The 13915-nt window shown below is 44.4% G+C and carries 13 protein-coding genes; 12 read left to right on the top strand and 1 reads right to left on the bottom strand.

The genetic code is table 11. The features are described 5' to 3' along the window. The first annotated feature begins 26 nt into the window (after positions 1-26). The 9 genes from ACLWBB_RS02590 (at position 27) to ACLWBB_RS02630 (ending at position 7943) form a co-directional block, all read left to right on the top strand. A complete protein-coding gene (locus tag ACLWBB_RS02590; protein ID WP_413289994.1) occupies positions 27-806 on the top strand; it encodes a substrate-binding periplasmic protein in 780 nt (259 codons plus the stop codon). An 81-nt stretch (positions 807-887) separates the two neighbouring features. Continuing rightward, the gene (locus tag ACLWBB_RS02595) at positions 888-1535 is read left to right on the top strand and encodes a TetR/AcrR family transcriptional regulator (protein WP_413289995.1); all 648 of its coding nucleotides are present in this window, start codon (positions 888-890) and stop codon (positions 1533-1535) included. Beyond that, positions 1532-2887, top strand: coding sequence for a TolC family protein (locus ACLWBB_RS02600; protein ID WP_413289996.1), 1356 nt, complete (start codon positions 1532-1534; stop codon positions 2885-2887). Before ACLWBB_RS02595 ends, ACLWBB_RS02600 begins: the two co-directional genes overlap by 4 nt. Further along, positions 2884-3618, top strand: coding sequence for an efflux RND transporter periplasmic adaptor subunit (locus ACLWBB_RS02605; protein ID WP_413289997.1), 735 nt, complete (start codon positions 2884-2886; stop codon positions 3616-3618). The genes ACLWBB_RS02600 and ACLWBB_RS02605 overlap by 4 nt, the downstream gene beginning before the upstream one ends. Before the next feature lie 2 nt (positions 3619-3620). Next, the gene (locus ACLWBB_RS02610; RefSeq protein WP_413289998.1) at positions 3621-4352 is read left to right on the top strand and encodes an ABC transporter ATP-binding protein; all 732 of its coding nucleotides are present in this window, start codon (positions 3621-3623) and stop codon (positions 4350-4352) included. Then, positions 4349-5275, top strand: a complete 927-nt coding sequence (locus tag ACLWBB_RS02615; RefSeq protein WP_413289999.1) for an ATP-binding cassette domain-containing protein — start codon at positions 4349-4351, stop codon at positions 5273-5275. Before ACLWBB_RS02610 ends, ACLWBB_RS02615 begins: the two co-directional genes overlap by 4 nt. After that, the gene (locus tag ACLWBB_RS02620) at positions 5272-6381 is read left to right on the top strand and encodes an ABC transporter permease (RefSeq protein ID WP_413290000.1); all 1110 of its coding nucleotides are present in this window, start codon (positions 5272-5274) and stop codon (positions 6379-6381) included. The genes ACLWBB_RS02615 and ACLWBB_RS02620 overlap by 4 nt, the downstream gene beginning before the upstream one ends. Next, complete coding sequence (locus ACLWBB_RS02625; protein ID WP_413290001.1) at positions 6378-7484, top strand: ABC transporter permease; 1107 nt, start codon at positions 6378-6380, stop codon at positions 7482-7484. The genes ACLWBB_RS02620 and ACLWBB_RS02625 overlap by 4 nt, the downstream gene beginning before the upstream one ends. Positions 7485-7625: 141 nt before the next feature. After that, positions 7626-7943, top strand: a complete 318-nt coding sequence (locus ACLWBB_RS02630; protein ID WP_413290002.1) for a hypothetical protein — start codon at positions 7626-7628, stop codon at positions 7941-7943. 33 nt (positions 7944-7976) lie between these two features. Here the strand turns inward: ACLWBB_RS02630 and ACLWBB_RS02635 are convergent, their stop codons facing one another. Next, positions 7977-9431 carry an AarF/UbiB family protein gene (locus tag ACLWBB_RS02635; protein WP_413290003.1) on the bottom strand — a complete coding sequence of 485 codons (1455 nt, stop codon included), beginning with the start codon at positions 9429-9431 and terminating at the stop codon, positions 7977-7979. Positions 9432-9596: 165 nt separating this feature from the next. Between ACLWBB_RS02635 and ACLWBB_RS02640 the strand changes: the two genes are divergently transcribed. The 3 genes from ACLWBB_RS02640 to ACLWBB_RS02650 all read left to right on the top strand — a co-directional run bounded on the left by ACLWBB_RS02640 (position 9597) and on the right by ACLWBB_RS02650 (position 13852). Then, positions 9597-11108: an AarF/UbiB family protein gene (locus ACLWBB_RS02640; RefSeq protein ID WP_413290004.1), complete on the top strand. Its 1512-nt coding sequence runs from the start codon at positions 9597-9599 to the stop codon at positions 11106-11108. 314 nt (positions 11109-11422) lie between these two features. Then, positions 11423-11821 carry a hypothetical protein gene (locus ACLWBB_RS02645; protein WP_413290005.1) on the top strand — a complete coding sequence of 133 codons (399 nt, stop codon included), beginning with the start codon at positions 11423-11425 and terminating at the stop codon, positions 11819-11821. 45 nt (positions 11822-11866) lie between these two features. Then, positions 11867-13852 (top strand): hypothetical protein, encoded by a 1986-nt coding sequence (locus ACLWBB_RS02650; RefSeq protein ID WP_413290006.1) that lies wholly within the window; start codon positions 11867-11869, stop codon positions 13850-13852. The last annotated feature ends 63 nt before the right edge of the window (positions 13853-13915 follow it).

Raw genomic sequence — 13915 nt, forward strand, 5'->3', positions numbered from 1 at the left:
CCCTGCGGCGAAGTGGAACGTAGGGTATGTCTTCTTTGTTCTTTATCCTTGCAACACTTTTTTGGATCAGCCCTCAGGCGGACGCGCAGAATGTGTTTTGCAAGACAACACCCGTAAGACTTGTCACGACAGGATATCCTCCCTATCAGAGCGAAAATGCTAATGATGGGGGGGTGGTCAATAAGTTGGTGGAAACTGCGCTTCTGGCAGAGGGGTGCAAGGTTGAGTTCGTTTCATTGCCCTGGCAGAGGGGGTTTTTGGAAACTCAAAATGGCCAGTATGATGCAATACTTGGTATTTGGCACTCGCCTGAAAGAGAACGCTACTTTTTGTATTCTGTCCCACTGACTCAAAATCAATTGGCTGTTATCAAACGCAAAGGAAGTAAATTTGTCTTTGATCGTAAAACTGTAAGTCAATACACGATGGGGCTGGTACAAAACTACGCATATCCCGATACCATTACAAGACTGCCGGTTTTGCGAATTGAATATGCTCCGGATGATCGCTTGGGATTGTTAATGGTCAGTGGTGGTAGGGTTGACTTCGGCGTTCTAGACAAAGCGGTCGTACTATATTTGTTATCGGGAGATCTAAAAAGCATTCATGACAAAGTTGAAGTTGGAGAGGTCATAGCAAAAGCCCCTCTTTATCTGGGCATTAGTTTGCGCAAAGACACCGCTCGTATCTTAGCGGAGCGATTGAAGTCGGGCCTACGAAAAATCGAAAAAAACGGTGATATAAAAAAAGTTCGTGAATTTGCTAAGAAAAACTCGGTCGAGATTTTACCTTCGCCTAAAGAGTAGTAGGCAGGACCTTTTTCTCATTATTATACGTTTGTATAATTACAATTGACTATTATTATACAGATGTATAAATATTAAGCTATGAGCCGACCTACCACGAATACCGATTTGCGCCTGATTAAGGCCGCCAAAGAACTGATTCCGCAAGTTGGAACTGCGGGATTGAATCTGCGCCAAGTAGCAAAAAAAGCAGACGTGAACTTGGGCATGTTTCACTATCACTTTAAGACTAAAAACGAATTTATAAAGCGTGTCTTCGAGAATATTTATGAAGAGTTCTTCAAGTCCTTCAGTCTTATCTACGAGAAAGAACAAGATCCTGAAGAGGCACTCAGAGGTCTGCTGTTGTCTATGGCACGGTTTTCGCGCGACAACCGTAAGTTGCTGGCGTCGTTGTTTGGCGATTTGTTGAACAAAGAAGAGATTGCGACGGGATTTGTACGTGAAAATATTGGCCGACATGTGAAGCCATTTATGGAAGTTATTCAGCGCGGGCAAAAAGACGGTGTCTTCGAATCTATGCCTATGGCTCAGGCGGTAAGCTTTCTGATGGCTTCGGTCAATCTTCCAAACGTGATTGCAGGTCACTTAGATCGCATGGGTCGTGGAGGGAAAATTCCTCTAGAGATCGACAAAGCCGTTTTGAGTGATGCGGCCTTAGAGCAAAGAGTAGAGATGGCTTTGCGCGGTCTTGCCCGGGTATCGCCAAAAACTAAGAGGAAAATATGAAATGGCTTTTAGGAGCGATTTTATTCTTTCAATTCGAGGCTCATGCACAGGTTTTTAGTCTTACGCTGGAGCAGGCGGAAGAGCAGGCATTTCGAACCTCACCAGCCTTAAAGAGTGCCCAAGCCTCGAGCGAGGCCGCAGCTTCACAAGCAATGGTGTCGAAGTCCTTTTTGTGGCCGCGTATAAGTCTTGATGGCACCTACTATTATCAAAGTAATGTGCCTGAAGCAGACATGGGACCTGTGGGCACCATTAAATTCGGAACTCATAACAACTATTTTATAGGCCCCGTTCTTTCGTACACTCTTTTTGACGGGGGACAAAGTCGGAATAACTTTGAAAGTTTCCTAGCGGTAAATGAAGCGCGAAGAGCCGACTATCAAGCACGCCAAGCTCAGCTTCGTCTGAATTTGCGAGTCTCTTACTTCCGCGTGCAGCTAGCATTAAAATCCTTGATGCTGACTGCGGATGCGTTGAAATTGGCCCAAGCTCAGAGTCACGATATTGATGTCCGTTTTAGAGCCGGAGCTTCAAGCCGTTTGGATCAGGTTTCAGCTAACAAAGATATGCTGAGCTACCAAATGCGGTTCAATCAAGCTCAAGGCGATTTAGGCCGCGCATTGCGTGATTTGTTTTCTTTGACCGGAGGAGGCGAAACGTTAGATACCTCTCGGCCGATTCCGAACGAACTTACACGCAATATTCCAGCAGGCGTCGAAAGCCCTTCCCTTGTTGTTCAATTGGATACTCCTGAAAAGAGTCTCGAGAAAGTTTTGGGCCGAACTGGCAACGAGCCTGCACTTAATCATCCAGAGCTTGTTTCGTTGGAAAAAATCACTCAGGCTTCTCAGCAGGCAGCAGAAAGTGCAAAGGGTGGATACTGGCCCCTTCTTCAATTGCAGGCAAAGGCTCAGTGGATATATCCGAACTTGGTGATTCCGGAGCAAGCTTGGCAAAATACTTTAGGAGTCAACCTGGTCTTTCCACTGTTTGAAGGAAATCTAACTCCGAATCAGGTTTCACAGAGAAACAGCGAGGCCTTAGCTTCGGACTTTCAACGCCAGCAAAGACAAGTGGATTTTCAAAAGGACTGGAGAAAAATCCAAGATGGTCTTGAGAATTTGAAACGTCAGCAAAAGATTAATCAGCAGACCGTCAAACAGTCCCACGAAATTGAAAAACTCACTTATCAGGCTTATCGAAGTGGGCGTGTACGCTTTTTGGATGTGCAATCTGCAAATTTCCGATTGTTGGAATCTCAAGTGAATGCCGCTGAAATTGATCATCAAATTTTAGAACAAAATGCCAATCTTGAGTACTTAGCAAGTCAGGCAGAGGATCAACGACGATGAAAAACAAAAAGCTTATTCCTGTAGTCATATTGGTTCTGATAGTCGTAGGCATAGCTATCAAATACTATGTCTTTCCCTCAGAGTTTCTTTATGCTGGCACATTAGAAGCTACGAAAGTCGATATTTCAGCGCGAGTGACATCGGTGATTGCAAGCCGGACTGTCAATGAAGGTGACAAGGTTCAGCAGGGCCAAGTCTTGATGGATCTTGATTGCGAAGACTTCAAGTTGGCGGCGGGAATTGCTGGTCAGAACTATGATAGAGCTTTGCGACTTTATCGCCAAGGCTCCGAAGCCAAAGAGGCTTATGATCAGATGCTAAATAGAAAACAAGATGTCGACTTAAAACTTTCTTGGTGTCAGATCAAAGCTCCTCTGAATGGCACTGTTCTGAATAAATATCACGAAGTCGGAGAAATGGTGAATCCAGGATCTAGACTCTTCACGATGGCGAACCTTCAGGATATTTACGCCTATATTTACGTTCCGCACGATATGCTGGCAAAGTTAAGAGTCGGCCAATCTTTAACGGCCGCTTTGCCAGAGATGAAAAACCGCGAGTTTACCGGTGTGATCACTCACATCAACGAAGAGGCCGAGTTCACACCTAAAAATGTTCAAACCCGCGAGGAGAGAACTCGTTTGGTCTTTGGCATCAAGATTACATTCAATAACCAAGAAGAGATTTTAAAACCAGGAATGACTTTGGAAGTACGTCTTCCCAAGGAATAAACATGGACTCTAAAGGCATAGGAATTCAGATTGCTAATGTCTTTAAAAAATTGGGACCTAACCAAGCGTTGGCCGGCGTTTCTATGAATTTTGAAGCGGGACTTATGCACGGTTTGATCGGTCCCGAAGGTGCTGGCAAAACTACTTTGATCCGCACACTCTTAAAACTTCTCAAGCAGGATCAGGGGACTGTGACCTATTTCAAAGATGGGCAAAGCGTCGCGTTTCCAGAAATAAGTCCCAGTATTGCCTACATGCCCCAGCAACAGAGTCTTTATGCAGATCTGTCCATTGATGAGCACTTAGAGTTTTTCCGTGAAATGTACTCGATCCCGCAAGACGTCTATGAAAGTCGCCGCGAGAATCTTCTTCAAATTACGCGTCTGAAAGATTTCGTAGATCGCCCGGCAGGAAAACTTTCCGGTGGTATGTACAAGAAGCTGGGATTGATGTGCGCGCTTTTACGTTCGCCGCAGGTGATCTTTTTGGATGAACCTACCAATGGAGTCGACCCCATCAGCCGGCGAGAGTTCTGGGACCTGCTATACAGTCTTGCTGGACAAAATATATTAATCATTATTGCGACGGCCTATTTAGATGAAGCCGAACGTTGTGCTCGTGCCCATTTAATTGAAAACGGAAAGTTGATTGCTGAAGGTATTCCCCGGGAGCTTTTACAAAATGAAGGCGTTCGTAGCTTTGATGAGTTGTTTTTAAGAAGGGCGGCACCATGAGTTCCGCAGTTCAAGTTAAAAACTTAGTAGTACAGTTTGGTGACTTCAAGGCAGTGAACAATATAACCTTCGAAGTACCCCGTGGAGAAGTCTTTGGATTTCTAGGTGCGAACGGGGCTGGCAAAACCACAACGATTCGGGTTTTGTGCGGCCTTTTGGTTCCTAAACAAGGTGAAGTTGCCGTCGCTGGAATACCTTTAACGGATGCGAATAGCATTGACCGAATTAAGTCCAAGGTCGGCTATATGTCTCAGAAGTTCACTCTTTATGACGACATGACTGTTGAAGAGAATTTGTCTTTTATCGCAAGCCTTCGCAAAATTCCTAAAGATCTTTTTGAAACTCGCAAGAACGAGCTTTTTGACTTCGTTTCTTTTCATAAGAAGACCGACACCACGGTTCGCGACCTCCCTGGTGGAATGAAACAGCAAATGGCTTTGGTGGGATCTCTTTTGCATGATCCCGAGATCATCTTCCTGGACGAGCCTACGGCAGGAGTCACCTCTGCAGTGCGTGCGAAGTTCTGGAGCCTGATTAAGGAGCTAGCTAAAAAAAACAAAACTGTCTTTGTGACTTCTCACTATATGGATGAGGTAGAGCAGTGTGACCGCATCGCACTGATGCGAACCGGAGAGCTGATCGCACTAGACAGTCCTGCGCAACTAAAGAAACAGGTATTTCCGGATCCGCTTTATGAACTGAAAACCTCGGAAAATATTCCTTATAGCAAGGTTGAAGAAATCAAACGCAGCGGTCTTTTTGAGTCGTTTGAGCCCCATGGGCTGCAATATCACGCGTTACCTAAAGACCGAGCAAGCTGGCAGAAGTTTTTGCAGCAAGATGGAAAGCTTTTTAGCTATCAAGAAATTGCGCCAACCTTGGAAGATGTATTTATCAGACTAGTAGAGGGGAAAACCCGATGAACTGGTCGCGTATCATAGCCATGGCTCGTAAAGAGTTCTTTCACATTTTTCGTGACCCCTTCACGATCGCCATGGCTTTGCTATTTCCGGTGATGCTGACAACTTTGTTCGGTCTGGCTATTGAGTTTAACGTCAAAAACATTCCCATTGCCGTCTTTGACGGGGATCGCACCCAGTCTTCTCGGCAACTAATAGAGACTTTGGGAAGTTCAAATTATTTTGTGATCTCTCCGGTCTATAGTCAGGCAGAGGCTCTTGAAAAAGTTCAGTCCGAAAACACGCGTGCAGCCCTGATCATTCCACCACGGTTTGAGTATCTGCTGCGCTCTGGACGCGAGGCCCATGCGCAAACACTCTTAGATGGATCCGACAACTCTACGATCGGCAGCGTGATGGGCTATCTCGGAGCAATTCAAAAGACTTCGGCGGAAAAAATTCTGCAAATGGAATTTCCCCAACCCGTCGATATTCAAACACGATTTCTGTACAATCCTGAATTGAACAGTCGTTGGTTTGTCGTGCCAGGACTGATGGTGGTTGTACTTTCGATTCTATCCATCCTTCTAACGGCTTTGACTGTCGCGCGCGAGTGGGAAAACGGCTCTATGGAAATGCTTCTGACCACGCCAGCAAAGCCCATTGAAATTATCTTAGGAAAAATTCTGCCGTATTTATTTTTAGCTTTGGGCGGAGTCGTCTTTGTCTATTTGACGGCCCGGATATTTTTCGAAGTTCCATTCCGTGGAAACCATTTTGTTTTTGTCTTGGGAACTTTACTATTCTTAGCAACTTATTTGGCTCAGGGCTTATTGATTTCAGTGCTGACACGCAGACAGCAGATTGCGATGCAGTTTTCAATGATGTCGGGGCTTTTGCCGTCCTTGCTGCTTTCGGGTTTCATTTTTCCTGTCGAGAGCATGCCGAAGTTCTTTTATTACTTCACGTCTATTTTACCGGCTCGTTGGTACATGATTATTTCCCGAGATGTTTTCCTAAAAGGGGCGGGCCTTGTAGAGTTAGCGGTTCCCTTTGCTGCACTCTTAGTGATTTGTTTGGTAATGGTTACTGTGGCAGTCTGCAAATTTAAGAAGGATTTAGAGCCATGAAAATAAACCCAACGCTTCTTGGTTTCATTAAGAAAGAATTTGTCCAGGCTCTGCGAGACCCTCGTATGCGGATCATGCTTTTTGCGGCTCCGGTTCTGCAGATGACCCTTTTTGGCGTCGCCCTTTCTAGTGAGGTCAAAAATATTCGTCTATCTATGGTTTCGACCCACAATGACCGCGTTCTGCAAGAAACTTATCAGCGAGCCTTAAGTTCTGGCTGGTTTATTCCAGCGAACACAAAACATGTGGATCCTTATCTACAAATTCAAAGCGGAGAAGCAGATGCGGTTTTAGTTCCTCCACCAGAAGGACTTACAAACGCATTAGAAAGAGGCGAGGGCCGAGTTCAGCTTTTGGTGAACGCCAGCAATGTACTTAGAGCTCAGAGCGTTGAAGCTTATATCAAAGGAATTCTGCCGCCGGTAGCACTCAAAGAGATGCGTTTGGATAAGCCGCCATCACCAATCGTGTTTGATATGCGGATTTTTTATAACCCGACAATGCGTACAGCGGTATTCATGGTACCGGGTGTAATGAGTATGTTGATTTGTTTGATCACGATTCTGCTGACGAGTATGTCAGTCTCTAAAGAAAAGGAAAGTGGCACGTTTGAAATGCTCATTTCTGCGCCGGTAAAACCGCAAGAGATTATCTTGGGTAAAACTTTGCCGTATGTGATTTTGGGATTAAGCAATATCCCTTTAATTTTAGGAGTCGCCATCCTAGGTTTTGGTGTTCCTATGCGTGGATCTTTCTTGGTTTTACTTTTAGCTTCACTGGTATTTGTCTGTGTTACGGTTTCGATAGGCACATTGATTTCAACAATTACCAAAACTCAGCAACAATCTATGATGGCAGGTTTTTTGTTTTTATTTCCAGCAGTCCAGTTATCAGGATTAATGTTTCCGCTTGAGAATATGCCGGGGTGGATGAAGTTCCTGGCTCACATCAATCCACTCACGCACTTTTTAGAGATGCTCAGAAATATCATGCTGAAGGGTGGAGACCTCGAAGTCATTCTGTACCATCTGGGTGTGCTTATCGTGATGGCGATCGTCGTGGTTTGGTACAGCTTCAAGCGTTTTCATTCGACGCTTGGATAGAAGATTCCGTCAAAATCCTTCTTGGAATTTTCTAAAGATTGCGCTGGAAGTATTCAATTTGACAAAGCCTTGGCCATTTCTTGACCGTTCTTCAGAGAGTTTTCTAAAAGTTGTTTTACAACATTTAGATGGAGGTTCTCGGTGAAAGCGTTTTTGTTTTTGGTAACGACAGCGGTGGCTGTATCTGCAAGCGCATTTATTGGTCTTGATAGCCACTACGGTAAAGTCTCTCATGTGCGTGGTTGGGAGTATAAGTGCACTCTTGAAAATCATAAAAACCGCACTCTGGATATGAAGTATGTGGTTTTTATCGCGGATAGAATGACAGGTGATAGTATGCCGGAAGAGGTGCAAGTACGTATAGATCGCAAAGTGCGCCCTGGAAGAGTGATTGAGGCTTCGGCTGAGATCCATCCTAGCTATACAGTAAGTCTCTGTAAGTTTTTGTCTCGCAACTAAAATGGAAAAAGGCTGCGCTATCCGCAGCCTTTTTTAAAACAATTTCATCACTTCTTGGCGCCAATTAGCTTCGGATTCAAAATCCGCAAGGACACTAAAGCCACTATTGCTGATGAAAAAAGCCCAGAAGAACCATTTGTCCATCTTAAGTTGCTTACGTCCTGAGAAGCGTCGTGCATCCGATGCTAAACGCTGTAGATGGTCGCGACTGAATTTGAAGTTTTGATTTCTCATGTAGTGAGTTTGCTGGCGCTCTAAAAAGTTCCAGAGTTCTGGGAAGTCAAAATTTTCGGGATCATCAATAGAGTCCATTTTAATCATCAAAGATTTTGCAAGTGCGAGATTATCTGTAAGGAACGCATGCAAAAATGTTTTTTCCATTTGGAAGCGCTCGCCGTTGTACTCAACAATTCGACCAAAATCCAAGAAGGCTACTTTCCCGTCCATAAAGATATAGTTTCCTGGATGTGGATCAGCGTGCAGCAAGCCTGTTTGTACAGAGGACCGCGCTAAGAAACGATGAACGATCACCCCCGCGTCACTTTTCTGGCGTGGAGTTCCCTTTTTTAAAAACTCTTTATAAGACAGGCCTTGAATAAATTCGGTTGTGATAACTCGCTTTGAACAATATTCGGAATAGACCGCAGGAATGACAATCTGAGGGTCATCTTCGAAAACATTTCTAAAGCGTTTTTGCTGATAGGCTTCGTTGATATAGTCGCACTCGCCTTGAATACGTTCTTTAATATCTTCAATGATCGGATGGTCGGACGTCTGAAACAAAGACAAAAGCCGACTCATAAAGCGAACATTTTTGAATTGGTGTTCAAGAGTTCTTTCGATGTCTGGATGCTGAATTTTGACTGCAACGTGCTCGCCACTTTTAAGACGTGCGCGATGAACCTGTCCAAGGCTTGTCACAGCTATCGGAGTTGACGACCATTCAGCAAAGAGATCTTCAGGATTCATTTTTAAATCTTCGAAGATGATTTCTTTAATAGAAGAGTAAGGACTGGGTTTGCTGTTGTCGGGGAATTCTCCAAAGGCAGAGCGAGCTTCATCTGGCAAGCCAGTTTCAATGTAACTTGCAACTTGCATCAGCTTCATCGTGAGACCCTTAGAGTCTTTGAAGAGACTCACAAGTTGCTCTGCAAACTTTGTGAGGACTTGTCCTTTGATGTAGTTCAAAGAAAGGTGATCCGAAAGAAATGTCTGTAAAGCTCCGAAAAGGACTTTTCCTTCGCCTCCGATTTCTGGTTGGGAAAGAATGAGTTGCTGCAGTTTTTCGCGAGAGCCTTCTCCGGACTCTTCATAAAGATCCAATAATTTGAGAATAGGTCCTGGCACGGGTCTAGAGCCTTTTTCCCAAAGGGCAATAGCGCCACTTGAAACTTGAAATTCTTGTGCGAGATCTCGTTGTGAAAGGTTGAGGCGCTTACGTAGTAAGACCAAACGCTCCGCTGGAGATGGATTGTGTTCAGAAGTCATTTCGTTGTCCGCATTCTAGTAAGAAGTAAAATTAAAATAGCGCAACGTTTTTTCCAAAACAAGGGGATAGCATCATGGGCCAGTCCACGACCTTGGTGTCCGAAAGTCTGGTGGTTAAAAAAAATTATTTTCTTTTCGATTTTTTGTCCACCATAATTCAACGCTATGACAACGACTCAGAATCTGCATCCAGCGGAACGAATGGTAATGCTGCGAGAAACTCTGGGACTTTCCCAACGGGAAATGGCCAAAGAATTTCACGTTACTAGCGGTGCAATCTCGCTGTGGGAGACGGGAACACGTCCCATTCCAGGGCCGATTTTGAAGTTGATTGAGCTTTATGAAAAGGCGTTGCCAACTACGGACAAAGGTCATTCAGCACCTAAAACAGAAAGTCTTCTGAAAGAAATCAGGTCCTCCCTCAATGTCAAAGATTGTCCAGAAGCTCAAGAGGCTCTGAATCAAATCAAAAGTGGCGTTCAAGCGTACTTTGATGACTCTACTTCCATGAATAATTTGAATGGGAAGTTGAAGCTGATTCTTGTGCAGAGACTTTTGAAATCCTTAAGGAATTCAAAAGGGGTCTCCGTAAAAATCGCACAGCTTGCAAGCTTTCTAGAAATGGGTTTGCCGCTAGAAGTCCGCAATGCTTTGGGGACATTGCAGTCACGAAGCCAGCCTAGCAAACCTGGTGCGGTAATAGAGCTGATTGAAGAAGAATATGGTAAACCGCTCAAAGAAATTTTCTCTTACTGGCAAGAAAAGCCGATTGCGGTTACAAGTATTGGCCAGGTTCATTATGCAAAATTGCGTAGTGGAGAAGAGGTCGCGGTCAAAGTTCAACATCCTGAAATCCGTGAGATATTACAAAAACAGTTTCGTAATATTGAACTCTTGAAGACTCTCGGGTCTTTTTTTGGCAAAGATGATAATGGCATCGTCGAAGAGCTAAAACGAGTTCTCCTTCAAGAATGTGACTATCACTTTGAAGCCACAACCCAAGACAAATTCAGGAATATTTGGTCTGAAGAATCAGGTGTGATTGTTCCCTATGTTTACCGTGATCTTGTGCGTGAGCGTGTGATGGTCACGGAATATATCAAGGGAGAAAGTTTTCACAGTTTTGTCGCTCGTGCGACTCAAAGTCAGCGAAACGCTGTCGCCGAAACTCTGTTTGATTGTCTCACCAAGGCCGCTTTTGGCTACGGTCTGACTTATACCGATCAACATCCAGATAACTTTTTATTCGCTGATGGCAAGGTTGTGGTCATGGATTTCGGTCGCGTGATCGAATATCCCGTGGATCGTCTAAAATTGGAATGTCACTTCTATCTTTTGATGATGAATAAAGACTATGAAAAGTGCCGCGATCTAGCCGCAAAACTTTTTGCCAAAGATGAACATGATTTCGACTTCGATGCGTTCTGGAATTTCTTACAGAAATCTCATCATCATTTGATGGTCGATGAGAAATTCAAAGTCTCACGAGAGTATGTACAAACCATCACTCGTGAAGGCCGTATTTTTTCAAAAAAACATCAACTCAAGATGAGCAAAGAAGCTTTTTGGGCCTATGTATTTGGTGCAAGTTCATGGGGCATTCTTGCGGCGCTTGAGGCCGAGACGAACTTCCGTCGTATCGCTTTGAGAAATACGAATCTCGGCACTCAATTATAATTCGAAGCTATCTCATAAAGCCAAATCCTTCGTTGCTCGTCGTCGCAGTACGCGATGTACAGCTTCCTCCTCACGCCTTGGCTTTGTCTTTATGAGATAACTTCTCGTCTGGCTTAAAAGCTTACTTTTTAAGCACAAAATCAAAGCGCTTACAGTGTTAGCAAATCCAAAGTTGTCTATGCGCGACAATGCATAATTTCGAGGCAACTAAGTCTGGTTTGAGACAACTTTTTTTGTTTTTCGTAATCAGTTCGTCAAGGTCCCTTAACCTAGTACGAGTGTTTCGCACAAAAAGTACGTTGTTGGAGGCCTTCTTGAATAGATGGATATATCTTTTAGCTTGTCTTGTTATTGGCTTAGCTACGGTTTTCGCTTCGAACCTGTTGGCAAGAACAGATGCTCACGAAAATGCGAGCTCGCCTATTCATATTGATAAGAAACCTGAGCAAGTACGCATCAAAAACATGCAAAAAATGATGGTCATGCAACAGCGTCAGCAAATGCAAACGGCGCTATTTAAAATGTACAGCGAGCGACAGAACATCAACGCGGCTTTAGAGACTCTAGAAAAGCGTCGTCTCAAATCGAAAGAGTTTTCCAGCCCTTCTTTTTCAAAGAATGCAGGCGAACAAGAAAAACATCTTAAAGAACGACTGCGTGTCCTAGTCACAGATATCAGCAGTTTTGAAAAACAATTAAGTACAAAAAATTAATCAACGATTGAAACAACCAAACAAATCACGTGTAAGGAGAGTTGAATGAAAAATGCATGGAAGAGCCTATTATTAGGCACATTGTTAACAAGTCTTGCGGCCTGCAGTGGCGGCGGAGGCAGCGGAGCAGGTGGTGGCGGATCGACATCTAGTGATCTAGTTATCGCTGGTAAGCTTGGCGCCACTTCAAGTGTTATGAGCAATAAAGCGACGGCTTCAGATGTAGGTAAATTTGGAACCTACGACGATTTGAAGTTCTACGTTACAGTTTATACCGATCCACCACAAATCAAGTCTGTGGCATTGGGATCGGATGGATCGTTCTCGCTTTCATTCCCTGGTGCGAGTGGAAACGTTATCGCAGCTTCTTTCAAATCGATTTCTACGGGTATGGTAACGAACATCACTTTCGTGGATTCATCTAAAAAATCGATCAGCACAGGTGCTGACGCTGAAATGGACAGCTACCCTTTGAAAGGATCTGTTAACTTCGGTACTTTGAATATCGCTGACGGTAAAGCAAGCATCGACGTAGTAACAGTCATTCCAGAAGCTAATAAAGACGAAGGCTCTGGTTCAGTGGCTGGTTATGACTTCAGTGGCACTTGGACAGCAGTTCCTTATTCGCTTCCACAAGCGCTTAAGGACGAAGGCTTCAGTACTGCGGAAGACCCAAATGGAACGCCTCCATTCTCTTGTGGAGATGAACCTTGTGTTCCAACTGGCATGTCACTCAGCTTTGTGAAAATCAGCGGTAAGGATTTTACAGCCGGTGCAGGTTGCACAGAGAACGATTGTAAAGCTGACGGTACAGAAGGAACTGTAGGCACGAATAACAAATATGGTATTTCCATTTGGGAAGGTTCAGTTGCAAACGGTCAACCTCTTCATGCTTGCGGATACAAGACCGGTTTCACTGGTGATTCTGCGCGTTTCGGTGCGGGTATTCACATCCCGTCTGTAAGCATTGGCTCTCAAGCAATGACTTTGGCAGATTTCACTTTCGGATCTTTGAATGACGGAACTGAAAATAGTGCGAACTCTGACAACCAACCCTGGATGAAGGACGACGCCCAAGCTCAATACCACGTTAGTAACTGTTACAGCCAATCTAAGACTGTGAATGGTACGGCAATGAATCTTTATGTTTGCCCTGCTACTGTTGCAGACAACGGCGTAGGTGGTACAAAGATCTATTGGGCTAACGAACAAAGCAGCGACGGTGGTTGCTTGGAAGACACTACGAACAAACCAGTTCGTATGATGGATTGGTCTATTCAGCCAGACGGCAATACTTGCACGAACACTGCAGTAGCTGGTTTCGCTGGATTCAATCGTCATGAGTGTCACTACACGAATAAAGATCCAGATGGTTCTGGTCCTGCAACAGCAACTTCGTTCACGTGTAAGCACGGTAACGGTGTTTATACTACAGCTGCTTTGTCAACTGAAGCGACGAACGTAGACTACGGTACTGGTACCGGCGCACCAGATTCATTCTTTGAGCCAACAGATCGCTGCGACAGCCTCGATTACAAAAACGAAGCAGACGCGACTTTGAAAGCTCAGAAGAAATTAGCAGTTTACCAATGTTATGCTCAGAACTACGACAAGCATGATGGTAACGGTTGCGTGCGTGAATATCGCTTCAACTGGGGTGCTACAGATCCTGATCAATTCGTATTGAGCAACAACCGCGCTCGTCCAGCTAAAAACTTCCTTACTGACATCCTGACTTACTCAGCAGATGGCAACACGTTCTTCGTAAACAATATGGAACGTGAAACTGTCGCAATTAAAGCGGGTGAAACAGGCATGGAATTCTGCGAAATCGAGACCAGCACAAAAATCATCGGTAAAAAGATGAGTGCGACTCAACAACTGTTCACTCTCGTTGAATCCGGAACTCTCTTGAGTGCTGATAGAACTGCTTGCGTAGCTGCAGTGAACGGCGAAGACACTTGGGAAAACGGAAACTTGAGCTACAGAATCAAACAAGGCAACAAGTTAATGTTCCTAATGAATAAGTAATAGTTTCTTACTCCGCTTAAGTAAGAAGTGTGTTCTTAGGGCCTGGAGCCATCCTCCAGGTCC

Origin of the sequence: Bdellovibrio sp. HCB337 (assembly GCF_047302465.1) — a bacterium.
GTDB lineage: Bacteria > Bdellovibrionota > Bdellovibrionia > Bdellovibrionales > Bdellovibrionaceae > JACMRP01.